This is a genomic window from Brevibacillus sp. LEMMJ03 (assembly GCF_007197875.1).
In the GTDB taxonomy this organism is placed as follows: Bacteria; Bacillota; Bacilli; order Brevibacillales; family Brevibacillaceae; genus Brevibacillus; species Brevibacillus thermoruber.
Genome location: NZ_VKJN01000015.1, coordinates 17,854 through 42,529 on the forward strand (window position 1 = coordinate 17,854; position 24,676 = coordinate 42,529).

Here is a 24,676-nt window from a genome sequence, read left to right on the forward strand (position 1 = left end):
AGCCGGTATAGTGGAGAGCAAAGCACAGACAGAAAAAGAGGCAGCATCATGGGGCGAAAACCGATTTACACGCGCGTGTACAATCACCTGCGCTATCAAATTTTAAGCGGCGAATTGGCAATTGGCTCCCCTTTGCCGCCGGAGCGGAAGCTGGCCGAGCAGTTGGGCGTGAGCCGCAATACGGTGGTTCGGGCCTATGGCGAATTGGAAGCGGAAGGATTCATCGCCAGCCGGATGGGCAGCGGCCGGTACGTGGAAGCCCTCCCGCCCGCTCCGGGGATCAGGCGGATTGACTGGAACAGCCGACACGGTTACGAATCGCTGGCCGCCTCCCCGTCGCACATGGCGGACCTGCTGGGGGTCACCGACCGCTATCCGGATACCATCAACTTTGCCCACGGCGACGGGGGCAAGCACACCCTGGCCTCCTCCCGCTTTTCCGACTACGTGAAGGCGACGGCGGAAGAGCTGCCTTCGTATTACTTTACCTCGGTGCAGGGACTGCCCCACCTGCGGGAGCTGCTTGTGGAGTGGATGGGGATGGAACAGGTCTCGTCACCGGAGCAGGTGACGATTACCAGCGGCTCCCAGGAAGGCTTGTACCTGATCACCACGCTCCTGGCCCGGCCCGGCGACTGCATCGTCACGGAAATGCCCACCTATTTCGGCTCGCTGCAGCTCTTCCAGTCGCTCGGCCTGCAGATCGTGCCGGTGCCGCTGGATGCAGACGGCATGCGCATCGACGTCCTGGAAGGCGTGCTGGCCCGCTGCCGGCCGCGCTTTCTCTACACGGTGCCGACGTATCACAACCCGACCGGCCGGACGCTGTCGCTTGAACGGCGCAAGCGGCTCCTGGCGCTGAGCGAACGATACGGCGTCCCGATCGTCGAGGACGACGCCTACCGGCACCTGCATCTCGCGGAGGAACCGCCGCCGCCGTTGAAGGCGCTGGATGAGACCGGCAGCGTCATCTACCTGAACACGTTTTCCAAACTGCTGTTCCCCGGCCTGCGCATCGGCTGGGTGGCGGCCAGCCGGCCGTTTGTCCGCCTGCTGACCCGGCTGAAGGAACTGTCGATCACGACCAATACGCTGGGACAGTTGGCGGTGGCAGCCTTTCTCCGGGACGGCGCCCTGCTCCCTCACCTGGCGGACGCACGCCGCCAATACGCCGAGCAGGCGGCGATCATGGAACGCCACCTGGAACGGCTGCGGCCTCTCGGCATCCGCTGGGAGCGGCCGGCCGGCGGGTTTTATTTCTGGCTGTCCCTGCCCGAAGAGATCAACCCCCGCCGGCTGATGACGCTCTGCCGGGAACAGGGGGTTCTGCTCGCCTGCGGCGACATGTTTTTGCTGCGGGAGGCGGAACAGCCGTATATCCGGCTTTGCTTTACGCACGAACGGCCGGAGCAGATCGACAGGGGCATGGCCATCATCGCCCGTCTGCTGCACGACCGAAAGGAGCTGATGACATGAACACGAGTGAGACCGCAGCGTGGAAGCAGGGTGTGCTGGACGCCCTGCCGATCACGGCCAGCTACGTCTTGTTCGGCGCCATATTCGGCATGCTCTCCGGTCAGGCCGGCCTGGCCGCCTGGGAAAGCATGGCCATGTCGCTTTTCGTCTATTCGGGGGCGGCGCAGTTTGCGGCCAGCTCGATGATCGCCGAACACGCAGGCTTTTGGGCGATCATTCTGACTACCTGCCTGTTAAACGTGCGCCACTTTTTGATGGGCTTGTCGCTGTCTCCCTATTATCAGCGCTTTTCGCCCGCCCAGGTGAATGCGCTGGCTTTTCTGCTGACCGACGAGCAGTACGCCATTACCCTGAACCGTTTTCGCCGCTATCCGAGCGACACGTCGTACATCCTCGGGGTGGGCCTCTCGCTGTACATCGCCTGGGGCGCCGGCACCTGGCTGGGAACGGCGGCCGGCCAGTGGATACCGGACCCTGCCTCTCTGGGCCTTGGCTTCAGCTTTACCGCGATGTTTGTGGCGCTCGCGTACTACCAGTTGTCGTCCGTTGTCCGCATCCTGACGTTTTTGCTCTGCGGGGCGGCCGCCGTCGGGCTGACGTTCGTGCTCCCCAACGGGCTGCCCGTGCTGGTAGCGGGCCTGCTCGCCTTTGCCGTCGGCTATTTCCTGCCCGCGCCGGAACCGACCGAAACAACCCAACCGCAGAACGCCAAGGAGGTGGAGTCGACGTGAGCACCCATCCGCTCCTGCTCTATCTCGTGATGGCGGCGGCCACCTACCTGTCGCGCCGGGCGTTTCTCCGATTGCCCAGCCGCCACTTTTCCGTCCGGCTGAAGAACGGTCTCAGCTTTATTCCGCTTGGCATCTTTGCCTCGCTCATCTTTCCCTCCCTGTTCGTGGCCGAGGGACAACTGGCGGTGCAGCCGCTGTTTCTGATCGCCAGCGCGGTCTGTTTGGCCGTGATGGCGGTCAGCCGCAACGTCTTTATCAGCTTTGGCGTCAGCCTGGGGCTGGTCGTCCTCGTGTCGCTCGGCGTGATCCCGCTCTGAGAAAACCGGGAAAAAATGCCTACCCTCAGCGTTTGTCCATGGTACAATACGGGTAAAGAATGGTAAAGCGTTGTGGGAGGGACATGGAAGATGGAAACGGTACAACTACGGGACGGTACAGAGTGGAAAGCGGAAGGCGATTCCGTCCAATCCATTTTGTTTCGCATGGGGGACGAAACCTACGGCCTGCCGATCTCGCTGGTGCGGGAGATTATCAAGCCGCTGCCGGTGACCCGCTTCCCCAAGTCACCGCCGTACGTGGAAGGCGTGATCGATCTGAGGGGACGGATTCTGCCGATCATCAACCTGCGGACGATGTTCGGTCTGGAGCCGCTGCCGCTGACGGAAGAGAGCCGGTTTATCGACCTGCAGCTGGAGGGGCTGAATGTGGGCATCGTCGTGGACGCCGTGTCGGAAGTGATCTACCTGTCCAGGCAGTTGATCGAACCGGCCCCCCCGATCGTGGCCGGAGTCGAGGGCAAATACTTGAGCGGCATCGCCCGGCTGGAGGACAAGCTGATCATGCTGCTGGACGCGGACGAAATTTTTGCGCAGTGGAAAAAGGATTGAAACCGAACAACGCCCCTGGTACCTGGAACGGGTACAGGGGCGTTTTCACTTTTGTCCGGATTGTTCGCTGAAAACAGCACGCATGCAAAACGCGGCGAGACAGACTTGGCCGTCTTCCCATGGACATGTTGATCCCTTCCTGGAACGAACGGTGATCGGCGCGCGCTTCTCTGTTACTCCCGGCCGCCGCTGGCCAGGTACGAGTAATTGACCCAGACCATCTCCTCAATCCCGAGAATTTCCTTGAACAGATCGACCGAGTCGTACAGCATCGAAGACCCGGTCTCCTCGTCCACTTCGGTCAGGAGCTGCAGGTCAAACAGCGAACGGATCTGCTGCACCTGCTTGTGGCCGACCAACCGGCTGAAACATTGGGGACGCACCCGGGTAATGCCTTTGCCCACTTCCCGTCGATACCGGTCGGATCGCACCACGCGATCCAGGATCTCCTCGTACTTCTGCCGGACGTCGTCGCTTTCGTCGATGCCTTCCTCAAGATCCACGTGCGGAAACAGACGCCCAAACTCCGCTTCCGCCAGCTCCACGTCCAGCGAATAGCTGATCGTGGCCGAGGATACCTCGTACCCGCCGTCGAACAGCCGAAAGCCCCACCCATTCTCTTCGGAGTCGTGAAACCAGAGCAGCGGCACACAATGGCGGGACAACTGCAGGAGAAACTGCACGGTTTGATGCGTTTCCAGCCATTCGTCCCGCAGGAAAAAGGCGTTCCAGTCGTGATTGACGTTTCTGTGGAAGTAAGGCTGCCGCGATTTGGGCAGGGCGGTCAGCACTTTCGGTTCGTATTTGCGCGGATACAAAATCCCGGTCGTGAACTCACCCATCCGATTTCCACCGCTTTCTGGCAGGCTCCCCCTTCTTGGCGCAACGGTGCGAGCCATGGTTCTCCCTACCAGTTTATTCATCAGGCGCTTGTTTTTTGCCGTGATCTTTGCCAAACGTGCTGGTGTGGAGAACGGTGTGGACGGCGCCGCCTGGCCGCAGTTCCGACCGGAAGAGGTGCATCGAGGTGACCTGCCAGCGGGGCGGATGTTGAGCGAGAACATCCTGATTCCACTCGGACAGCGGCAGCCCGCCATCCGCCGCGTGCGGGCCGCGCGCCAGCGTAATGTGGGGCCGGTACGGTTTGCGGTCGAACGAAACGCCGGGATGCAGCTCAAAGCGCTTGCCCAGGAGCAGGTGAAGCTGTTTCAGCCGGTCAGTCTGGCCGCCAAGCCCCAGCCACAGAACGCGCGGCCGCTCCGCGTCAGGAAAGGCGCCCAACCGGCCCGTCTGCAGCGAAAACGGCGGGATGATCGCGCTCACGATGTCCAGATCCTCGCGCAGGGCGGGCAGCCATTTCTCGTCCACGTCCCCGAGAAAGTGGAGGGTGAGGTGCAGGTTCGAAAGCGGCTGCCAGCGGTCGGCGGCAAGCTGCGAGCGCAGCCGCTGCTGGACGCCGGCGATGTACTGAACGGCGTTTTCCGGTAGATCCAATGCAACAAACAGACGCATGAACCAGTCGTGCCTCCTCGTTGTTTTGCGCCCGGCCGGCTGCGGTTGTCCGCTCCGGGCGCCGTCAAAAAATGGCTCCCCCAAGCCGGGGAGCCGCGGTGCGCAGGTTTTGGTCAGGCAGCCATCACCTTTCCGGTTACAATGCCCAGGACCGTACGGGCGTATTCGCCCACCAGGCCGGAACCGGGCTTGCTTTCAAAGCGAAGCGTCAGCTCCACATGGCCGACGTGTCCCGCCGGCGGGACGATCCAGAACAGCTCCGCTTCGCCGGCGAGGATTTCCTCGATCCGCTGCTTCTTGCCTTCGATGTCCAGATGCGGGTCGTGCGACAGTGAAAATTTCATCGTCACGGCGATCGGCTCGCACGGCGGCGTCTCGTTCTGCGTGCTGACCCTGCCGCGGATAACCACCACGCCGGCCTCTCCCCACAAGGTGTACTCCAGGATCGCCTGAAAATGCGGATGGACCTGCAGCTCCAGCGCGGGGAATCCGCCGTCGATGCGCAGCGCGAACCGCTCGGCCAACTGCGCGACCTCCTCCTGAAAACGGCGGGCGCAGTCCGAAACCGCCTCAAACACGCAAGGTTGAACAGAGTACATCCTTCTCACCCTTCCCAGCAGAATATCTGTCCTTCCTAACTTCGCAGCACCGCTTGTCGTTTCCTTTGTGGAAACCTGACTACTTTACCCATATTTTCGCGAAACGACAAACATTCCACCGGAAAACGTGTCGAACGATCGGATTGGCCCCGCGTATCAGGCAGTCGCGACGGACAGGCTTTTTGCTTCCCCTATCGCGGCCCGTACGGATTGGACGCTGCGGGCCAGCGGGACGCGAACAAGCGCTGCAGCCGTTCCTGCACGGCTTCGTCCAGTTCCAGGTGAAACAGGCGGCCGTCTTCCATGCGGATCAGCGGAAAGGCGCCCCACGCAAGGGGAGCAGCCTCCTCGGTACGGACAAACTCCGGCAGCGCGAGGAGAAACCGGGCAAACGGGTTGGCCTCGTCAGCGGACATGTGCACCACTTCAAACACGTGCGACAAGGAAGGCGTGACGATCAGCCGAAGCTGCTCTCCCTGCTCGGCCGCCCACACCGTAAAGGCGGTCTCGCGCACCTCGCTGCGGGCGTGGCGGCGCATGACCCAGACCGCTTGCTGGACGGCGCTCATCAAGAGGTGCTGGGCCCCTTCCTCCCCGTGCTTCTTTCGCATGCGGGCGTAGTCGATCAGGTAGGCGACGCCCGTCTCCGCCAGCACCTGATCGGGAAGCGCCAGAGCGGAAATGGTCTCTGCCTCTTCTTCCCGCACGGCTGCTTCGCGCGGCACCTCTTCCGTCCGCCCTTCGTACAGGGAGCGGATCATTGCTTCCGCACGGGATGCCTCCAGCGGCGAAAAGGTGATCGCTTCCGTGTAGATATGGGTGAGCAGGCCTGCTTCGTAGGAGAGGTAGTGCAGGAGCGTCTTTTCCTGTTCCAGCATGCGCAGGGCCATGTGACGCTCCTGCGGCCGCTTGATGTCAAACGCGAGCGGGAAGCCGAGCGGATGGATCGGATCGGAGAGGGTCCAGACCACCGCGAGCAGCTTGTCGCGGTAGGTCTTGAACTCCACCGAGACGGCGTCCCGGGTCGCTTCGCTGAACGCGTCGACGCTCTCGAACACGAGGAACAGCTCCACGTCACCGGCCGCATTGAGACGGGCAAAGTAGGGCAGCCCTTCTTCGCCGGCCAGGCGGTACAAATCGGCAAAGACGGCGGCGTCCAGCACATCCCCCTGCGTGGCCGCTGTCGGCGACGTCAGCGTCGGATCGGGCGCCACCTCCGGACGAAACGGCTGTCCTGTCATGTTGTGCCCTGTCCCCGCTGCTTCACCAACGGCCACTCGGCCATTTCGGCCAAAAGCGAGCGGTCGGTGGCGTCGATATGTACCGGCGTGACCGTTATGTAGCCGTTTTTGACCAAGTGGTAGTCGTCCGTATCCGACTGCTGCTGGCCGTCCGGGTATTCCCGCGTCAGCCAGTACCCCCCGTCTTCCCGATCGTACCTGTCTTCGTAGTGGTGCAGGGCGAGCGCGGCCGGTGCGATTCCTTTCACCTGTTCGGGAGGCAGGTGGGGGATGTTGACGTTCCAGAAAACGTCGGCGGGCAGTTTCTTGTCGGCCGCCTGCTCGCAGAACATCTGCAGCAGCGGACGAATCAGCTCGCCCACCCGGCCGAAGTCGTCCTGGGCGTACCAGTTGTCGTAGGAGAGGGCGACGCCGGGAACGCCGAGAATGACCGCTTCCCTGGCCCCGCTGCAGGTGCCCGAGTAATAGATGTCACGGCCCAGGTTGGTGCCGACATTGATGCCGGAAAAGACGATGTCCGGCCTGCGCCGGTCTTCAAACAGCAGATGGCAGGCCGCCTTGACGCAGTCGGCCGGGTTGCCGTTGATCGCCCATGCTTTTACCGGCAAGCCGTAAAACGCGTGAGAGACAGGAGCCAGCGCGCTGCGGTAGGTGAGGCCGTGCCCTACCCCGCTCCGCTCTTCCGCCGGGGCCACGACGTAAATCTCCGCTTCCTCCAGATCGAGGAGCGCTTCCGCCAGCCGCCTGATGCCCTGCGCTTCAATCCCGTCATCGTTGGTCAACAAAATCCGCAACATGTTGTGTCCTCCTTCTTAGTGGCGCTGCCACCTCGAGTATTCTTCCTCGTCAAGCCACATTAGAGTGCCCGCAGGGTGCTTCGTAGTGGCGCTGCCACCTCGATTATGCTTCTTCGTCAAGCCACATCAGGGTGCCCGCAGGGTACTTTAATGGCGCTGCCCGCTTTTCTCCTTATTGTACCAAAAATGAAAAACGGACCCCAATCCTGTTTGAGGTCCGCACGAAGTTTTGGGCTGCACGCGTTTCGCCTCCGGATCGCCGCCTACTCGTCGACGATCTGTTTCCAACGATCCCGCCACCGGATGCCTTCTTCGATCCACTCCTCCACCTGGACGACCTTTTCCTCCGGAATCCCCAGCAGGCGGGCGATGCGGCGAATCTCGTTCGTTTCGGCCGGCGACAGCTTGTGGTCGATCAGCGCGATCCGGTACAACTGGCGCAGCAGCATCAGCTTCTCCGTCCGCGTCAGGTCCACCATGTCGGCCACGATCGTCTCCGGACGCTTGGGATAATCCATGTCATCCATGAGAATCTGCCGCTCTTTCAGCGTGAAGTGCTCCGAATTGACCATCTCCTGAATCCGGGTCACTTCTTTGTTGCCTATATATCCGTCGGCATGGCCGACGCAGATCATCAAGCGAATGGACGCAAACAAAATCTGTTTGTCCTTTTCCGTTTTGGTATGCAATTCGTATTTCCTCCCCCGAAACTCACTGCAATGTGAGATGCCGTGTTTGCCTAATTATACGACGAAAGGGGAAAGCGGTTTCAGACAAAAATGTGACATTTTTTATCACGACCGGACAAACATGCGGGAAAAATCAGGCCACCCGTGCGCATTGAGCGAAAGGCCGGACCATCGGGGGTGGGCGAGCAGCTCGATGCGATTCCGGTACAGCGGCAAAAACACCCGCTGACGGCGCAGCCAGGACACGATCGCCCGCACCTGCCGGCGCCGCTCTTTTTCATCGAAGGTGCGCGTGAGAACCGCTGATCGTGCCATCACTTCCCTGACGGCCTCCGGCGGAAGGTGGTGACAGGGGCTGAATGCCTGGTCGTGCAAAAATTCCAGGAGCGACAGTTCTTCCCGCTCGTCGATGTTGGCGCTGTCCAGCACGAGATCGGCTCCCCTGATTGTCTCGGGCCGGGCCAATTCTTCCGGCTCTACGTACACAATCCGAACGTCGATGCCATAACGGGCGCAGCGCTGCCGAATCCACTCCGCGTCCTCGGCGTGATCCTCGTCGGGATAGCTGACGAGCCGGATGGGTTCTTCCTTGTAACCGATCGCCTTCAAGCGCCGCAGGATCTCCGAGTCGCTCATCGGGGGGCAGCTGACGACCTCCCGTCTCTCCGTCTCCGGCTCTCCCCAGATGACCGCCGGCTCCCGGCTTCCTCCCAGTTCCTCCAGCAGCAGCCGGCGATCCAGGATGCGGTCAAGGATGGCGCGGAAGGCAGCAGACCGAACCGGCCCGGGCTTGGTCATGTTGCACCCGAGGTACTGAAAGCACCGCTCGCTGCGGGACAGCTCCGTCCAGGTTGACCGCGAGCCATCCCGCTTCTCCCTCCCCGGGACGTTGGCGTACACGATTTCGGGCCATCCGGCTTCCGTTTCGGCCGCGATGTCCGGGACGCACCAGATTTCGATCCGATCCACAAACGGACGGCCGCCAAAATACGGTTCGAACGCTTCCAGCACCAGCATGGAGTCGTCATTGCGGACCACGCGAAACGGCCCGGTTCCCGACGGCATGCGGCCAAATTGCCCGCCCATCCGCTCTGTGTAGTCGAACGGGACGATGGAAGCGAACTCCTTGCTCAAGGCGTGCAGAAACAGGGAGTCCGGATGGTGCAGCCTGATCCGCAGCGTGTACGCATCGACCACGTCCACCGCACGGATCGACCGGACAAGCCACCGGTGCAGGGGAGACTGGTCTCGCAGGCGAAGCAGGGCATACCGCACATCCTCCGCCTCCAGCATTCTGCCGTGATGAAACCAGACCCCTTTCCGCAGAATGAACGTCCACTCGGTTCCCTGGGGATCGGCCTCCCAGTACAAGGCAAGCCGGGGTTGGAAACGGCCCCGCTCCGGATCAAAGTGAACAAGACCGTCAAACACCTGCTTGGCCAGATGGGCTTCCGAACGAAGCAGCACGCGGGAGGGATCCAGCACGGGAAACGGCCTGCCCTGGGACAGGCGCAGCACATCCTTCCGGCTTCCCGGGCTCCTGCTGACATGCAGGCCAAACTGGCTGCTCATCCAGCGTTGAAAAGTTTCCTCAAGCTCGGCCCACTCCTCCCGATACCGGGAAACAAACGCGCGCGCCCCGCGAATCTCTCCCTGCCGGACCAGTTCCCTGGCGACAGAGAGCGCGGCGTCGGCAGGATGGATGCGAAACGTCAGCACGGACTGATTTCCCCTGCCCTTTCCCGGCTGCCAGAGAATCCATCCCCGCTGCTGCAGCTTTTTTACCGTACCGGCCGCATTGCGCGGGGTGCAGCACAAGATGGAAGCCGCACGGGCCAGCGAGAGGGTGATGGGCTTGTCGAGCGCCGCCTGCGGGCAGCCGGCGAACAGCCGATGATAGTGTTCAAACAGGATCATGACCACGTCACCGCCTCAAAACATGAAAAATCGACCTGTCGTTTTGTACGCTTTTTCTTTCGTTCCCCCCGGCGTACAATCGGGGACAACCCCAATCCCGATACAGAAAGGATACCAGGATGAACATGAAACGAACACTGTTTTTCTCCCGCTATCCGACCACGGTCTGGGTCCGTCTCTTCGGCGAACTGGTGACGGAGCTCTCCCTCAGCATGATTGCCCCTTTTCTGATTTTGTACCTGAACGAGCAGGTGGGCAGCTCCGTTCCCCTCACCATGCTGGTGATCGGGCTGCAGCCCGCCAGCGAAATCGCGCTGACGCTCGCGGCCGGGGGCGTGACGGACTGGTACGGGCGCAAATCCGTCATGCTGGTCGCCCTGGGCCTGCAGGCGCTGGCCATGCTGGGAATGGCTTTTGCCCACTCGCTTGCGGCCTTTGCCATCCTGTACATGGTGAACGGTGCGGGCCGCTCCCTCTTCATCCCGGCGGCACGCGCCCTCCTGGCCGATACCGTCCCCCACAGGCTCCAGTCGGAAGCGTTCGCCCTGTTGAATACGGCCAGCTATATCGGCGCGGCGGCCGGTCCGCTTGTGGGCGTGCTGGTCTATCAAAGCGCCCCCGGCCTCGCCTTTCTGCTGACGGCCTTCTCGCTCGCTCTCTACGCCGCGTGCGTCTGGTGGAAGATACCGGCGTCTGCGCCAGAAGCGTCGTCTTTGGCACGCACACCGTCATCGGCCTCAGATGGGGACTTGCGTGCTCCCGGCGCCCCGCACGCGTTCCGTCCCGCGCTCCGACTGATGCTCTTGGCCATGCCGATCAGCCTGTTCTACGCGCAAACGGAAACCAACCTGCAGCTTCATCTGAAGAACACATTCGCCGACTATGTGGAACTGCTGGCCATGCTGGCCGCCACAAAAGCGGCCGCATCCATCCTCCTGGAATTCTGGCTGGTCAAATGGACGCAGCACGTGTCTCCCCGGATTCTCATCGCCGGTTCCTACGTCTGCTTCGCCGTCGTCTCGGTTGCCTACGCCCATTCCGACAGTGCAGCCGTGCTGCTTGCCATGCAGCTCGTGTTCATCCTCGGCGAAAGCGTCGGCCTCAATCACCTGCTGACGCTGGTGGCCCGGATCGCGCCGCCCTCCATGCGGGGCCGCTACTTTGCCATCACCGGGCTGCACTGGGACATCTCCCGCGCGGTGGGTCCTTATCTGGGCAGTCTGGTCCTTCTACATTTCGGCGGCGCGTTTTTGTTCGGCGCCACGGCCGTTCTCCTGCTCGTCGGGGCCCTGGCCCAGCACCTTTTCCTGCAGCGAATGGAAAAAGCCTCCCCGTCGCTTCGGGAAGGCTCAAGCATGTAAACGGGGCGCGCGCTACGACAGCAGGTAACGGTCTTCGCTGAACGATTCGCCGCGCGCCGCTTCAAACGCCTGCAGCAGATCCTGCGGCTTCATCGTCCGCTTTTTCTCTTCCGGAATGTCCAGAATGATGCTGCCCTCGTGCATCATCAGGAGGCGGTTGCCCATGTTCAGCGCCTGCTCCATGTTGTGCGTGACCATGATCGTCGTCAGCTTGTGCCGCTCCACGATCTTGCGGGTCAGCTCGACGATGAGCTGCGCCCGTTTCGGGTCCAGGGCCGCCGTGTGTTCGTCCAGCAGCAGGATCTTCGGCTCCGTAAACGTCGCCATTAACAGGCTGAGCGCCTGGCGCTGGCCGCCGGAGAGGAAGCCCACCTTGGTCTTCAAGCGGTTCTCCAGCCCCTGGTCGAGCTGTTTCAAGTGCTCGCGGAACAGCTCCCGCTTGCGGTTGGTAACGCCAAACGACAATGTCCGCCGCCGGCCGCGGCCGTAGGCGATAGCCAGGTTTTCCTCGATGGTCATGTTGGGAGCCGTGCCCGCCATCGGGTCTTGGAACACGCGGCCGACAAAGGTGGCCCGCTGGTGCTCGCCCAGCCGGGTGACGTCCTTGCCGTCAATCGTCACGGTGCCCTTGTCGGGGATCAGTCCGCCGGAGATGATGTTCATCAGCGTCGATTTGCCGGCCCCGTTGCTGCCGATCACGGTGACAAAATCGCCGGGGGCGACGTGCAGGTTGATTTCCCTCAACGCCACCTTCTCGTTGACGGTTCCCTCGTTGAATACTTTGCGGACGCCGGAAATTTTAAGCATCGCCGTTCCCTCCTTTCGCCGTGCGGATCCCCTGTCTTTTCCACACGCCTTTGGCGACGGTCGGCACCGTCAGGGCGATGATCACGATCAGGGCGGTAATCAGCTTCATGTCGGACGGGTTGAGCCCCCTGTCCAGCGCCAGGGCGATCACCAGCCGGTAGACGATCGAGCCGCCGATAACGGCGATGGTGGCCCGGACGATGGAGGAACTGCCAAACAACACTTCCCCGACAATGACGGAGGCCAGACCAATCACGATCATCCCGATCCCCATGCCCACGTCGGCAAAGCCCTGGTACTGCGCCACCCAGGCTCCGGAGACGGCCACCAGCGCGTTGGACAAGGCCAGGCCGATGATCGTGGTCGTGTCGGTGTTGATGCCGAAACTGCGGATCATCTTCGGGTTGTCGCCGGTGGCCCGCAGATCGAGGCCAAGATCGGTGTGCAGGAACCAATCGATCAGGGCTTTCAGCAGCAGAATGCCAATCAGGAACACAACCGCCACACCGGTCAGCAGCACGGACCCGCCCACGGCCACATTGGGGACGCCGAGGTCTTTGACAAACGTGTAAAGCGTCTCCTCCCGCAGAAGCGGCAGGTTGGCTTTCTCCATGATGCGCAGGTTGATCGAGTACAGCGCGATCATCGTCAAAATCCCGGCCAGCAGTCCATTGATTTTCCCCTTGGTGTGCAGGAGGCCGGTAAACGCGCCCGCCGCCCCGCCGGCCACAAAGGCCGCCAGGGTGGCGAGAAGCGGATTCATGCCGTCGATGATCAGCTTGGCTGCCAATGCCCCGCCCAGCGCGAAGCTGCCGTCCACGGTCAGGTCAGGAAAGTTCAAGATGCGAAAGGTCAGATACACGCCCAGGGCCATGATCGCAAACAGCAAGCCCTGTTCGATTGCTCCGTGATATGCCAGGTTCATAGCGTCCTCCTGTTGCTGCGATTATTGCTCGACCACTTCGGCTGCCCGGTCGAGCAGGGATTGCGGAAGGGTTACGCCCATTTTTTCCGCCGCTTTTTTGTTCAGCACCAGCTTCATCTCGGCCTGCTTCTCTACAGGCATGTCAGCCGGTTTGGCTTCCCCTTTGAGGATTTTCGCCGCCATGTCGGCGGTCTGTTCGCCCAGTTTGCCGTAGTCGATGCCGTAGGTGGCGATCGCGCCGCTCTTCACGGAGTTTTCCTCGCCGGCCACCACCGGGATTTTTTGCGATTCCGCCACCCCCAGCACGGCGGAGATGGACGAGACCACCATGTTGTCGGTCGGGATGTAGAACGCGTCCACTTTGCCAACCATCGACTCGGCCGCCTGCTTCACTTCCGTCGGGCTGGTGATGGCCGCTTCCCGGATGGTCAGGCCCAGTTTTTCCGATGCGGCTTTGGCCGCGTCCACCTGCACCTTGGAGTTTACCTCGCCGGAGTTGTAGATGATGCCGACCGTCTTGGCGTCCGCCTTCAGTTCCTGTACCAGTTTCAACTGCTCTTCCACCGGGTTCATGTCCGTCGTGCCGGTCACATTGCCGCCCGGTTTTTCCATCGACTGCACCAGCGAAGCCGCCACCGGATCGGTCACGGCGGTGAAGAGAATCGGAATATCCTTGGTCACCTGGGCGGCTGCCTGAGCAGCCGGTGTGGCGATCGCCAGGATCAGATCGACGTTGTCCGCCTGAAACTTCTGCGCGATCTGCACGGCCTGGTCCATGTTTCCTTGGGCCGACTTGACGTCGTACACCACCTGTTTGTCCTTCTCGTAGCCGTTTTTCCCGAGCTTCGCGATGAACCCGTCCCGCGCCGCATCAAGTGCCGGATGCTCCACGATCTGGACGATGCCCACCTTCAACTGCTTCGTCTCCTGGGCAGGAGCCGGCGAGTTGGCCGGCTGACTGTCCGCCGGAGCGCTTTGCTGCCCACAAGCTGCAACGGATAAAAGCAGCAAAGGACACAGAATTTTCTGGACGACACGCCAAGATTTTTGCTTTCTCATGTGAAAATCCCCCTAGGTATGAAATTTTTTTCATTTTACCATGATGGAAACACATTTCAAACAGAAAAAGAGAGCAAGGCTCTCTTTTTCTACTTGAAGATCTCTTTCGCCTGCTGTTTCAGTTCATCGGGGATGGCAAGGCCAAACTTGGCGGCTGCCGTCTCGTTGATGTACAGCTCGGTCTGTTTGGACACTTCCACCGGCGTGTCGGCCACTTTCTGCCCCTTCAGAATGCGGGCGGCCATCTCCCCGGTCTGCTTGCCGATCTGGTAGTAGTCAATGCCGTAGGTGGCCACGGCTCCCCGTTTCACCGTATCCGTGTCGGAAGCGAAGACCGGAACCTTGTGCTGTTCCGCCGCTCCCAGCACCGCTTCGAACGAAGAGACCACGGTGTTGTCAATCGGGATGAACATGGCCTCCGTCTTGCTGGCCAGCCCCTGGGCCGCGAGCTGCACCTCGGAGAGTTGGGAGATGCCCGCCTTGACGACCTCAATCCCTTGTTTTTTCGCCGCTTCTTCCAGTTCCTTGACCTGCACCTCGGAATTCACTTCCGACGTGGTGTAGATGACGCCCAGTTTCTTCAGGTGCGGCAGGAAGCGTTTGACCAGCTCCAACTGCTGCTCCATCGAGACCTTGTCGGAGGTGCCGGTCACGTTTTTGTCCGGCTTCTCCAGGCTGCTGACCAGTTGGGCGGACAGCGGGTCAGTCACGGAACTGAAGATCACGGGCTTGTCCGCAATCGCCTTGGCTGCTGCCTGGGCGGACGGCGTGGCGATGGCCACGACCAGGTCCTTTCCGTCACCGGCAAATTTTTGCGCGATCGAGACCGTGTTGTTCATGTCACCGTGGGCGTTTTGATAATCCAGCTCCACGTTTTTGCCTTCTTCAAATCCGGATGCTTTCAATCCGTCCACAATTCCCTGGCGGATCGCATCCAGCGCCGGGTGTTCCACGAATTGGGTCAGCCCCAGCTTCACCGTTTGCTGGCCGTTCGCGGCGGTCGCGGTTGCGTCCGTCTTTTGGCCGGATTGGGCGCCACACGCCGTCAGCGCAATCGACAGACATGCGGCCAGTACAGCATGCACAGCTCGTCTCATCTGTTCTTCCTCCTCTAAGCTCGCGCTCTGCAATAACAGAAACTTGTGTTTCATTATAACACACTTTCCGGCGATGAAAAGATGTTTTATCCCTGTTGCGCCGCTTCCTTCGTTCCTCTTTTTACCCATACGCGGGTGATCCGGTAGTGGTCCACCTCGCCGACGATGAACTCGTAGCCGCCGTCTTTGACCGCGTCCCCCACGCGCGGCGGATGGTCGATCTGCGTGTAGATCCAGCCGGCCAGCGTGTCCACCTCGCTGTCGTCCAGATCAAGCCCGAGGTAGTCGTTTACCTCCTCCAGCAGCATGCGGCCGTCCAGCGACAAAAGGCCGTCTTTCCGCTCGATTTCCGGCCGCTCGTCGTCAAATTCGTCCTGAATGTCACCGACAATTTCTTCCATTATATCTTCCACCGTCACCAGGCCCGCCGTGCCGCCGTACTCGTCGATGATAATCGCCATCTGGCTGCGCTGTTTCTGCAGCATGGTCAGCAGCCGGCTGATGGATATCGTCTCCGGAACGGTCAGCACCGGGCGGCTCAACTGCTCCAGGCTCTTTTGCTCCCCCTCCAGCAGGCTGGTCAGCAAATCCTTGATATGCAAACTGCCGACCACGTGGTCCTTGTCCCCGTCCACCACCGGGTAGCGGGTAAACCGGCCGTTTTGCACGGTCTTGACGTTTTCCTCAAACGGGTCGCGCAGGTTGAGCACCACCATGTCCGTGCGCGGCACCATGATCTCCCGGGCCATCGTCTCCGAAAAATCAAAGATATTGTCCACAAGCATCAGCTCGGTCTGGTCGATCAGGCCGCTTTTGTGGCTCTCGTTGACGAGGATGCGGATTTCTTCTTCCGTGTGCGCTTCCTGATGCGGTTCCATGCCAATGCCGAGCAGCCCGAGAATCCTGGCCGCCGCCCAGTTGAGAAAGGCGATAAACGGGTACATCAGCTTGTAAAACAGCCGGATGGGACGGGCCACGTACAGCGAGACCTGCTCGGAGCGCTGGATGGCCAGCGATTTGGGTGCCAGCTCGCCCAGTACGATGTGCAAAAAGGTGATGATGGAGAACGCGATGATGAAGGAAATGCTGCCGACCAGCGTCTCGTTCAGCCCGAAGTAGCGGAAGACGGGGTGGAGCAGATGGGCGACGGCCGGTTCCCCCAGCCATCCCAATCCGAGCGACGCCAGCGTAATGCCGAGCTGGGTGGCGGACAGGTACGCATCCAGGTTGTCCAGGACCTGTTCGACGTCGCCCGCCCGCCTGTTTCCTTCCGCCACCAGTTGGGCGATGCGCGATTCCCGCACCTTCACGATGGCAAACTCGGTCGCCACGAAAAAGCCGTTGAGGAAGACGAGAAATGCGACCAGGACCAGATTGAAAAGGGTACTCCATATCGCCATGCCGTCCCTACTCCTTTTGCCCGTTTTCTTGCGTTAGTGTAACCCACGGGCGGCCAAATGTTGCCCGCTCCTGTCAAAAGCGCGCGACGGCGGGAAACCCGTTTTTCATTCTTTTCCCGATTGTGATACGATTGACTGTATGAACATGGAGACCACAAAGCCGCAGAGGTGAAGACCGTGTCGTACCGTCCCGAGTTGCCGCTGATCGTGCAGAGCGATCGCACCATCCTGCTGGAAGCGCAGCATCCGCTGTTTGCGGAAGTCCGGCAGGCGCTGTCCGGCTTTGCTGAACTGATCAAAAGCCCGGAGTACATACACACCTACCGGATTACCCCGCTCTCCCTGTGGAACGCCGCGGCAGGGGGCCTTACGGCGGAGCAGGTAACCGGCGTCTTGAGCACGTATAGTAAATACGGGGTTCCGCCGTCCATTGTCCGGGAAATCGACGAAACGATGGGACGGTACGGCCTGATCCGATTGGAAAAAGACGGCGATCACCTGCTGTTGACCGGCGACGATCAGCTCCTGCTCGCCGAGCTCACCGGATACAAGACGGTGGACGCCCTGCTGGAAGAACAGACCGGTCCGGCCGTCTGGCGGGTGAAACCCTACGCCCGCGGGTTGATCAAACAGGAGCTGATCCGGCTCGGCTACCCTGTCCAGGACGTGGCCGGCTACACGTCCGGGGAAGCCTGTCCCGTCGCGCTGCGGGAGGTGACCGCCGGCGGGCGGCCGTTTGCGCTGCGGCCGTACCAGCAGGAGGCGGTGGACGCCTTCCACGCGGCCGGCGCGGCCACCGGCGGCAGCGGCGTGCTGGTGCTGCCGTGCGGCGCGGGAAAGACGGTCATCGGCCTGGGAGCGATCTGCCAGCTCCAGACGGCCACGCTGATCCTGACGACCAACACCACATCCGTCCGGCAGTGGATCGCCGAGCTGCTGGACAAGACCGACCTCGATCCCTCGCAGATCGGAGAGTACACAGGCGAACGGAAAGAGGTCAAACCGATTACCGTGGCCACCTATCAGATCCTGACGTACCGTTCGAAAGCGGACGAATCGTTTCCCCACATGAGCCTGTTCTCGGAGCGGGAATGGGGATTGATTGTCTACGACGAGGTGCACCTGCTGCCCGCTCCCGTCTTCCGCGTCACCTCCGGGATTCAGGCGACGCGCCGGCTCGGGCTGACCGCCACGCTGGTTCGGGAGGACGGCCGGGAAGAAGACGTGTTTACCCTGATCGGGCCGAAAAAGTACGAAATGCCGTGGAAGGCCCTGGAGGAACAGGGCTGGATCGCGGAAGCGCACTGCCGGGAAATTCGGCTGCCGTTTGAAGCGAACGGACGGGAGGCCTACGCCCGTGCCGGCGCGCGGCAAAAATACCGGATCGCGGCGGAAAACCCGCGCAAACTGGAGGTCGTGCGCCGCCTGCTGGAGCGTCACGCCGACGACCGCGTCCTGATCATCGGCCAGTACGTGGGACAGCTCCAGCAGCTTGCCGCAGCGCTGAATCTCCCGCTGATTACCGGCAAGGTGCCGGAAAAGGAACGGGAGGCGCTGTACCGCCAGTTCAAGCGCGGCGAGATTACCCGGCTCGCCGTATCCAAGGTGGCCAACTTTGCCGTCGACCTGCCGGATGCCAATGTAGCCATCCAGATATCCGGCACGTTCGGCTCGCGCCAGGAAGAAGCGCAGCGGCTCGGCCGCATTCTGCGCCCCAAAGAGCGCGACAACGCCGCCCATTTTTATACGCTGGTCACCCGGGACACGCGCGAGCAGGAGTTTGCGCTTCACCGCCAGTTGTTTCTGGTGGAACAGGGATACCACTACGACGTGATAGAAATGGAATCGCTGGATTGAAACGTTCGTTTCGATACCAGCGTCTCATAGAGGAAGGGAGGCCGGAGATTCAATGCAATCCGACGCCGAAATCATTCAGCGGATTCTCCAAGGCGACATCGAAGCGTACCGCGAGCTGATCCAGCGGTATCAGCACATGATCTACGTGTTTATCTACAAGATGGTAAACAACCGCTCCGATGCGGAAGATTTGACCCAGGAAGTCTTCGTCAAAGCGTATGAAAAACTCTCCAGCTTTCGCGGGGACAGCCAGTTTTCCTCCTGGCTGTATACGCTGGCGCGAAACAAGACCATCGACTTCCTGCGCCGGCGCAAGTTTCACGAATCCGACGAACAACTGGCGTACGTCCCCTCCCAGGCGAGCGACGAATCGCCGCAGGACTCCCTCATGAACAAGGAGCGCCGCCGGGAGATTGAGAAAGCCTTTTCGATGCTGTCCGAATCGTATCGGGAAGTCATCGTGCTGCGCTGCACGCACGAATATCCGTTTGAAAAAATCGCGTCGCTGCTCGGCATCGCCGAGTCAACGGCCCGTGTCCGCTATCTGCGCGCTCGCCAGGAACTGGCCAAACTGCTTACTCGCAAGGAAGGGGGGCTCGTGCATGAACTGCCAGGAATTTAGAAAAGCATGGACAGACGAGACGGACATCGAAACGCTTTCCCATATCGAGACGTGCGAGGAGTGCATCGCCTGGATGGAAGCCCAATTGACTAGCGGCGAGGAGGTGCAGTTCTTGAAAGAGGTTCCTCAACCGACGGCCGATCTGGAAGAGAAAATCATGCAGGCGATCTATCAAACCGCCGGACAAGGCGTCCCTCCTCACGCCGCGTCGGCATCCGTCACGACGTCACCCAAACAGGCGGAATTCCGCCGCTGGACGTTCCTCCTCCCTTCACTGACGTGGGTCGGCGCAGCCGCCATCCTTCTCGCTGTCGGGGTGGCCGGCTACCAGCAGTTCCATCAGGCCGGGCAAGGCGCCGCCACGGAAAGCGCCATGCAGAGCGGCAGCACGGCCAAAGACGAGCAGAAAGCCGGTCAACCTGCCGACGCTCCGTCCATCCGGCTTTCGCCTGACACGTCCGTGTCCAGCCCGGCCGCCGGGTCCGGTCAGTCAGCCCCCGCCGCGAAACAACCCGACGGGCAGACGTCTCCGGACGCGTCCATGGATCAGCCGGGCGCGCTGGCGCTCAACGGAAACGGAACCGAACAGCCCGGAGCAGATGCAAGCCAGGCGCAGGAACCGCAGGCCGGGCCGGGAGAGGCGGCCGCCGAGAAGGCCCAAGCCCCCCAGACGCCGCAGCAGCCGGCTGCAGAAACGGTCAACGAATCGGTGCCGTCCCCGCACAAGCGGACGATCATCGCCGCCCGCAACGCCAACGGAAAAGCGGCGGCCGACCAGGCCCAGCAAGAGAACACGCCGTCCGGACAGACGGATGCGAGCAATCCGACAGGCGGGGTGACCGCTTTTCGCGCAGCGGAGAACGAATCGGGCGTCCAAACGTTCAGCGCTGCGCTCGCGGCCGATCCGTCAACCGAAAGCGTGCCGCCCGTAGCCGGTCCGCCCGCGACCGCTCTGGCCAAACAGGAAATTACGCTCTCCACCTTCACTGATCTGGAGACAGCCGTCCGGTCATCCGACCTGCCTGTGCCCGTGCTGAACCAACCGCCTGACGGCATGGCCCTGCAGGCGGTCACCGTACAGTACGAATCGCCGACCAGCCAAAAGGTGGTCCGCCTCTCCGCCCAATACCGGCACAGCAAGGAGTGGATCAAGGTGGACGTGGTGCCCAACGCAAAGGGGAAGCGCAGCTTGTCCATCCCCGGCACCTTTACGGCTACCCAGTTGTTCACGGTCAACGGCGAACAGGCCATCGCCGTCTCGTTTGACCTGCAGGCCTCGTCTGGCGAAGCGGCCGCCCAGCACGCCGTCCACTTCAACGCCCAGACGGGAAACCGCTCGCTCTACGTCGTGCTGACCGCCCGGGGCATCCGTCTCGACCAACTGGTCGAAGTGTCCAAGCAGTTGACGTGGCGCTGATGCTTCCTGCCGACACAAACAGCCGGGCGCGGAAAAAAGGGACACTGCTTTAGGCATTTTGCCAAAAGCAGTGTCCCTGTTCGTTTTCCCGCCCACTTCGGTCAGGAGAAGGTCACGACGCGACATCCCTGCGGATAAACACGGCGTAGGCGACAATCAGCGCCGCCACCGCCCAGACGCTCAGCACGGCGAGCGAGAAGGGCAGCGTCATGCCCTTGATCGGCGGCAGCGTGCCGGCCAGGTAGTCCGTCAACTGCAAATTGACGACGAAGAGGTATTTGGACGACTCCCAGGTCGACGCCATCTGGGTCAGAATCGTTCCGCTGATCAGGGCCGCCATCATGATGCCCATGCCGGCTGCCGCGCTGCGCACCAGCACGGAGACCATGAACGTGATCGTGCCGACCACGATGCACACAAACCAGCCCAGTCCGTACTGCATGAGCAGGTATTTCCACTGCGGCAGCATGAACACCGCGGACGTGACCAGTTCGCCGCCGGTCACGTCGAAGCCGGTCAGCACCGGCAGGTCCCAGCCCGCATAGCCAAACACCACACCGGATATCAGGTAGGCCAACAGCAAGGTCATCAGCACCGTGAGCGAGGTAAACAGCAGCAGGGTGATGTACTTGCTGGTCAGCACCTTCCAGCGCCGCACGGGCCGTGTCAGCAGCAGCTTGATCGTCCCCTCGCTGTATTCGGCGGAGACGAGATCGACCGCCAGCACGACGATGATCATCGGCAGGAACAGCGACACGGCCTGATCCATGAAGCCCCGCGCAAACGTGGGCGCCCCCGGCGCCATCGGATTGATGTCATGGTCCAGATAGTACTGCTGCTGCTGGACGCGAATTTTTAAAAACTCCCGCCACTCCTCCGGCAGTCTGCTGGAGGCGAGCCGGTTTTGCGTGTCCACGATCTGCTGCTGCAATAGCGTCCGCCAGTCGGTCGTGCCCATCCGCTCCTGGGCCGTCACCACGGAGCGGTACTGCGCGTAGGTAAAGATCGGGATGAGGACGGCCAGGATCAGCAGCACGACGAGAAAGCGGCGGCGGCGGAGCAGCTTGATCGTCTCATTTTGTACCAGTGCGAGCATGCTCGGCCCCATCTTCTCCACCTCCCCCCGTCAGCGCCAGGAACAGATCTTCCAGGGTCACCGTCTTGGCGGCGATGCCGAGGACGGGGACGCCGGCCCGCACCAGCGCTGCGTTTGCCTCGCCGATCCGCTCCGTATCCATGCGGCAGTACAGCCGCCCCTCTCCGTCCGGCCACACCCGTTCCACAAAGGGCAGGCCGCTCAGCACGTCGCGTCCCCTCCGCTCGGCCTCCGGCGGAAAGGTCCACGCCACCCGGTCAGCAAACTGTTCCATCAGGTCCTGCACCGGTCCGACGGAGATCACCCGTCCCTTGTTGATGATGGCGACGCGGTCGCACATCATCTCGATCTCGCTGAGCAGGTGGCTGGAGACGAACACGGCCAGCCCCTCTTCTTCCGCCAGCCTGCGGATGAACTGGCGCAGTTCGCGGATGCCCGCCGGGTCCAGGCCGTTGGTCGGCTCGTCGAGGATGAGCAGCTTCGGCCGGTGCAGGAGGGCCTGCGCGATGCCCAGCCGCTGCCGCATGCCGAGCGAATAGGTTTTCACCTTGTCGTCGATGGCCCGCTCCAGATCGACAAAGCGGACGATTTCCTCGATCCGCTCAGGGGGAATGCCCCCGCTCATGCGGGCAAAATGCTCCAGGTTTTCCCGGCCGGTCATGAATTTGTACAGCTCCGGGTTTTCCACGATGCAGCCCACCTGGGCGATCGCCTGCGGAAACGAGCGGCGCAGGGAAATGCCGCCGATGTCAATCTCTCCCCCGTCGGCGGAGGCCAGCCCGACCAGCATGCGGATCGTCGTCGTCTTGCCCGCGCCGTTGGGCCCGAGAAAGCCGAAGACCTCTCCGGCGTAAACGTCAAACGTCATATCGTGAATGATCGGCCTGCCGCCGATCGTTTTGCGCAATCCTTTTACGGAAAGGACCGTTTCGGCCACTGCTCGCCCTCCCATCCTGACTCCGTTCGCTGACGCGAAAACGGCGTTTGTGATACACTGACAGTACATGTCACATTATACCATGCATGACCATCGAACAACGAATGGGAGGTACCCGATGCGCACATCCGGTCAACTCATGTGGCGTACGGTCGGCCTGCTCTCCGTTCTCTCCTTTCTGCTGTTTGCCGCAGGGTTTGTGTTCGCGCTGGATCCCCGCCAGCTCGCATCCGGCCCGGTCGCGGAACCGGCCGAGCATGCCAATCCGGCCCCGCCGGCGCCGGGGGAAGGCATCCGTCACGTGGTGGCGCTGGGGGATTCGCTGACGCGCGGAACCGGCGACGCCAACGGGCTCGGTTACGTGGGGCACGTCCGTCAGGCGCTGGAAAAACAGACTGGCCACCCGGTCACGCTGACCAATCTGGCCATCAACGGCCAGGAATCGTCCGGCCTCGTCGGGCAGTTGTCCCAGCCCCAGGTGCAGAAGCTGCTGACGCAGGCCGATCTCATCCTGTTTACCATCGGCGGAAACGATTTGTTCAAGCAGTCCGGGGGCGTCTACCGCGTCGACAACGACAAATTGGCCGCTGCCGTCAAAGGGCTTGCGGCCAACTACGAGCAGATTCTCCGGCACATCCGGGAGCTGAACGACAGCGCGCCGATCGTCTACGCCACCTTGTACAATCCGTTCGGGGACACCGATGCGGCCGCCGACACCGTCAAGCCCGTGCTGGACTGGAACAGCGACGCTGCCGCCATCGCGGCCCGCTATCCGCGCGTCATCGTCGTCCCCACCTACGACCTGTTCGTCCACAAGGAAAAAACCTATCTCTACACGGACCACTTCCACCCCAACGAGGCCGGCTACGCCCGCATCGCCGAGCGGATCATGCAGGCGCTACAGTGACGCGTTCCGGGCGATGTTGATCGACTTGCCGGTGCGCTGCTGGTAGGCGCGCTGCCCGGCCCATTGAAACAAGCTGCTCGTCATGGAGAGGACGGCGACCACTCCGAACAGCACGGGACCGCCGTACGAAGCCAGCAGGATGCCGCCCATCCACGGTCCGATGAACTGGCCGAGGTTGCTGAAGCTTTTCGCCCCGTAATACGTGCCGCGCATGTTTTCCGGCGCCATCCGGTCGATCAGGACGTCGGACGCGGTGAAGGTGAGAATCTCCCCGATGGTAAAGACGACCATCGCCACGATAAACATCACCCACGAGTGGGCGAAGGCGTAGCCCAGGTCCCCGAGCGCGTACATGGCGTTCCCCACCACGATGCTGGTGAGGGGCGTCTTGTTTTCCGCCCAGCGGGTCAGCGGCATCTGCATCAGCACCACAACGATGGCGTTGACGCTCATCAGGATGGCAAACAGCTTCGCCCCGTCGGGAACGGCCATCTCCGTAAACTTGGCCAGCGTCGTCGACATTTGCGAGTAGCCGATCGCCCCCAGCGTCCCCGCCACCATGTAGAGTCGGAACGCTTTGTCGCGCACCACCACTTCCAGTGCGCGCTGAAAGCTGACCGGCTCTTTTTTCTGTCCCTCGATCTGCTTGATGCCAAACACGTTCAGCATCACCTGCAAGCTGATGACGTACACCAGGTAGATGACGGCGGTCATCAGAAACGGCAGAGCGGCCGAGGTCATCGCCAGCATCGCCCCGACGATCGGCCCCACGGCCACGCCCACGTTGATCGCGGTATAGCGCAGGCCGAAGACGCGGTACCGCTTCTCCGGCGGCGTCACGTCCGCCATCAGCGCCTGCGACACCGGCTCGTAAAAGGAACGACAGAGCCCGCCGACGACGTTTAACAGCAAGAAGAACAGCGGACTTTTGCCGAATGCGAACCCTACAAACACCAGGGTCCAGACGTACAGCGCCCCGAGCATGACGCGGCGTCGGCCGAACATGTCGGACAGCGTCCCGCCGATGAAGCCCCCCACCGTCCCGGCCAGCGCCCCCGCGCCGATCGTCAGGCCGATGGTCCCCAGATCCATGCCGGTGTGATTGGACAGATACAAAAACAAGAACGGCATGCTCATCGAACTGGCCGCGCGGACAAACACCGTGCCGACCACAAGCGACCAGACGATTGGGTGAAATTCGCGCAACAACCCCTTGACCCTATCCATTGTTTCTCTCTCTCCTCCAACTGTTCTGCCCGACAATCGAAACAGAACAGTCATCGCAAGTTTTTTCTAATTGTAGTGAGCGGTCATGTGTTCGTCAATCGCTGTTCAAACTTTT

At 61.6% G+C, this 24,676-nt stretch carries 24 protein-coding genes; 9 read left to right on the top strand and 15 right to left on the bottom strand.

Going from position 1 to position 24,676, the window contains the following annotated elements:
• Nucleotides 1-48: 48 nt before the first annotated feature.
• The 4 genes from pdxR (at nt 49) to FOI68_RS17655 (ending at nt 3,094) form a co-directional block, all read left to right on the top strand.
• Nucleotides 49-1,476, top strand: a complete 1,428-nt coding sequence (gene pdxR, locus FOI68_RS17640; protein WP_029099820.1) for a MocR-like pyridoxine biosynthesis transcription factor PdxR — start codon at nt 49-51, stop codon at nt 1,474-1,476.
• Nucleotides 1,473-2,207, top strand: coding sequence for an AzlC family ABC transporter permease (locus FOI68_RS17645; protein ID WP_029099819.1), 735 nt, complete (start codon nt 1,473-1,475; stop codon nt 2,205-2,207). The genes pdxR and FOI68_RS17645 overlap by 4 nt, the downstream gene beginning before the upstream one ends.
• Nucleotides 2,204-2,524, top strand: a complete 321-nt coding sequence (locus FOI68_RS17650) for an AzlD domain-containing protein (protein WP_029099818.1) — start codon at nt 2,204-2,206, stop codon at nt 2,522-2,524. Before FOI68_RS17645 ends, FOI68_RS17650 begins: the two co-directional genes overlap by 4 nt.
• A 90-nt stretch (nt 2,525-2,614) precedes the next feature.
• Nucleotides 2,615-3,094: a chemotaxis protein CheW gene (locus tag FOI68_RS17655; protein WP_143863909.1), complete on the top strand. Its 480-nt coding sequence runs from the start codon at nt 2,615-2,617 to the stop codon at nt 3,092-3,094.
• A 173-nt stretch (nt 3,095-3,267) separates the two neighbouring features.
• On the opposite strand, the gene FOI68_RS17660 is transcribed toward FOI68_RS17655, so the two are convergent.
• The 7 genes from FOI68_RS17660 to FOI68_RS17690 form a co-directional block, all read right to left on the bottom strand.
• Nucleotides 3,268-3,936 (bottom strand): hypothetical protein, encoded by a 669-nt coding sequence (locus tag FOI68_RS17660; RefSeq protein ID WP_065066953.1) that lies wholly within the window; start codon nt 3,934-3,936, stop codon nt 3,268-3,270.
• Between the two features lie 73 nt (nt 3,937-4,009).
• Nucleotides 4,010-4,606: an RNA 2',3'-cyclic phosphodiesterase gene (thpR, locus tag FOI68_RS17665; RefSeq protein WP_065066954.1), complete on the bottom strand. Its 597-nt coding sequence runs from the start codon at nt 4,604-4,606 to the stop codon at nt 4,010-4,012.
• A gap of 113 nt (nt 4,607-4,719) precedes the next feature.
• Nucleotides 4,720-5,130, bottom strand: a complete 411-nt coding sequence (locus tag FOI68_RS17670) for a hypothetical protein (RefSeq protein WP_231558633.1) — start codon at nt 5,128-5,130, stop codon at nt 4,720-4,722.
• Nucleotides 5,131-5,396: 266 nt separating this feature from the next.
• Nucleotides 5,397-6,446: a hypothetical protein gene (locus tag FOI68_RS17675; RefSeq protein WP_143863910.1), complete on the bottom strand. Its 1,050-nt coding sequence runs from the start codon at nt 6,444-6,446 to the stop codon at nt 5,397-5,399.
• On the bottom strand, nt 6,443-7,243 hold the full coding sequence (gene surE / locus FOI68_RS17680; protein ID WP_143863911.1) for a 5'/3'-nucleotidase SurE: 801 nt from the start codon (nt 7,241-7,243) through the stop codon (nt 6,443-6,445). The genes FOI68_RS17675 and surE overlap by 4 nt, the downstream gene beginning before the upstream one ends.
• A 263-nt stretch (nt 7,244-7,506) precedes the next feature.
• Nucleotides 7,507-7,932, bottom strand: a complete 426-nt coding sequence (locus FOI68_RS17685) for a tellurite resistance TerB family protein (RefSeq protein ID WP_029099811.1) — start codon at nt 7,930-7,932, stop codon at nt 7,507-7,509.
• Between the two features lie 105 nt (nt 7,933-8,037).
• Nucleotides 8,038-9,849 (bottom strand): SgrR family transcriptional regulator, encoded by a 1,812-nt coding sequence (locus tag FOI68_RS17690; protein ID WP_143863912.1) that lies wholly within the window; start codon nt 9,847-9,849, stop codon nt 8,038-8,040.
• Between the two features lie 125 nt (nt 9,850-9,974).
• Between FOI68_RS17690 and FOI68_RS17695 the strand changes: the two genes are divergently transcribed.
• Complete coding sequence (locus FOI68_RS17695) at nt 9,975-11,210, top strand: MDR family MFS transporter (RefSeq protein ID WP_255433667.1); 1,236 nt, start codon at nt 9,975-9,977, stop codon at nt 11,208-11,210.
• 12 nt (nt 11,211-11,222) lie between these two features.
• On the opposite strand, the gene FOI68_RS17700 is transcribed toward FOI68_RS17695, so the two are convergent.
• From FOI68_RS17700 to FOI68_RS17720, 5 genes are all read right to left on the bottom strand, one after another.
• Nucleotides 11,223-12,017 (bottom strand): ABC transporter ATP-binding protein, encoded by a 795-nt coding sequence (locus FOI68_RS17700; RefSeq protein WP_029099808.1) that lies wholly within the window; start codon nt 12,015-12,017, stop codon nt 11,223-11,225.
• On the bottom strand, nt 12,010-12,942 hold the full coding sequence (locus FOI68_RS17705) for an ABC transporter permease (RefSeq protein ID WP_029099807.1): 933 nt from the start codon (nt 12,940-12,942) through the stop codon (nt 12,010-12,012). The genes FOI68_RS17700 and FOI68_RS17705 overlap by 8 nt, the downstream gene beginning before the upstream one ends.
• A 21-nt stretch (nt 12,943-12,963) precedes the next feature.
• Nucleotides 12,964-14,001, bottom strand: a complete 1,038-nt coding sequence (locus FOI68_RS17710) for an ABC transporter substrate-binding protein (protein WP_029099806.1) — start codon at nt 13,999-14,001, stop codon at nt 12,964-12,966.
• An 89-nt stretch (nt 14,002-14,090) separates the two neighbouring features.
• Entirely contained in the window at nt 14,091-15,098 is a 1,008-nt protein-coding gene (locus FOI68_RS17715) for an ABC transporter substrate-binding protein (protein WP_143863914.1), read from the bottom strand.
• 86 nt (nt 15,099-15,184) lie between these two features.
• Nucleotides 15,185-16,498, bottom strand: coding sequence for a hemolysin family protein (locus FOI68_RS17720; protein WP_029099804.1), 1,314 nt, complete (start codon nt 16,496-16,498; stop codon nt 15,185-15,187).
• Nucleotides 16,499-16,675: 177 nt separating this feature from the next.
• Here FOI68_RS17720 and FOI68_RS17725 point away from each other — a divergent pair, with 177 nt between their 5' ends.
• From FOI68_RS17725 to FOI68_RS17735, 3 genes are read left to right on the top strand one after another with little or no spacing between them, the layout of a single operon-like run.
• The gene (locus FOI68_RS17725) at nt 16,676-18,355 is read left to right on the top strand and encodes a DNA repair helicase XPB (protein ID WP_143863915.1); all 1,680 of its coding nucleotides are present in this window, start codon (nt 16,676-16,678) and stop codon (nt 18,353-18,355) included.
• A 52-nt stretch (nt 18,356-18,407) separates the two neighbouring features.
• Nucleotides 18,408-18,977 (top strand): RNA polymerase sigma factor, encoded by a 570-nt coding sequence (locus FOI68_RS17730; RefSeq protein ID WP_029099802.1) that lies wholly within the window; start codon nt 18,408-18,410, stop codon nt 18,975-18,977.
• Nucleotides 18,958-20,394 (top strand): hypothetical protein, encoded by a 1,437-nt coding sequence (locus tag FOI68_RS17735; protein WP_143863916.1) that lies wholly within the window; start codon nt 18,958-18,960, stop codon nt 20,392-20,394. Before FOI68_RS17730 ends, FOI68_RS17735 begins: the two co-directional genes overlap by 20 nt.
• Nucleotides 20,395-20,506: 112 nt before the next feature.
• Here the strand turns inward: FOI68_RS17735 and FOI68_RS17740 are convergent, their stop codons facing one another.
• Nucleotides 20,507-21,502 (bottom strand): ABC transporter permease, encoded by a 996-nt coding sequence (locus tag FOI68_RS17740; protein WP_035289901.1) that lies wholly within the window; start codon nt 21,500-21,502, stop codon nt 20,507-20,509.
• Nucleotides 21,468-22,442, bottom strand: coding sequence for an ABC transporter ATP-binding protein (locus FOI68_RS17745; protein ID WP_185973976.1), 975 nt, complete (start codon nt 22,440-22,442; stop codon nt 21,468-21,470). The genes FOI68_RS17740 and FOI68_RS17745 overlap by 35 nt, the downstream gene beginning before the upstream one ends.
• Before the next feature lie 103 nt (nt 22,443-22,545).
• Here FOI68_RS17745 and FOI68_RS17750 point away from each other — a divergent pair, with 103 nt between their 5' ends.
• Entirely contained in the window at nt 22,546-23,334 is a 789-nt protein-coding gene (locus FOI68_RS17750; protein WP_143863917.1) for a GDSL-type esterase/lipase family protein, read from the top strand.
• On the opposite strand, the gene FOI68_RS17755 is transcribed toward FOI68_RS17750, so the two are convergent.
• Nucleotides 23,326-24,561: an MDR family MFS transporter gene (locus tag FOI68_RS17755; RefSeq protein WP_044897790.1), complete on the bottom strand. Its 1,236-nt coding sequence runs from the start codon at nt 24,559-24,561 to the stop codon at nt 23,326-23,328. The genes FOI68_RS17750 and FOI68_RS17755 overlap by 9 nt on opposite strands.
• Nucleotides 24,562-24,676: the final 115 nt, after the last annotated feature.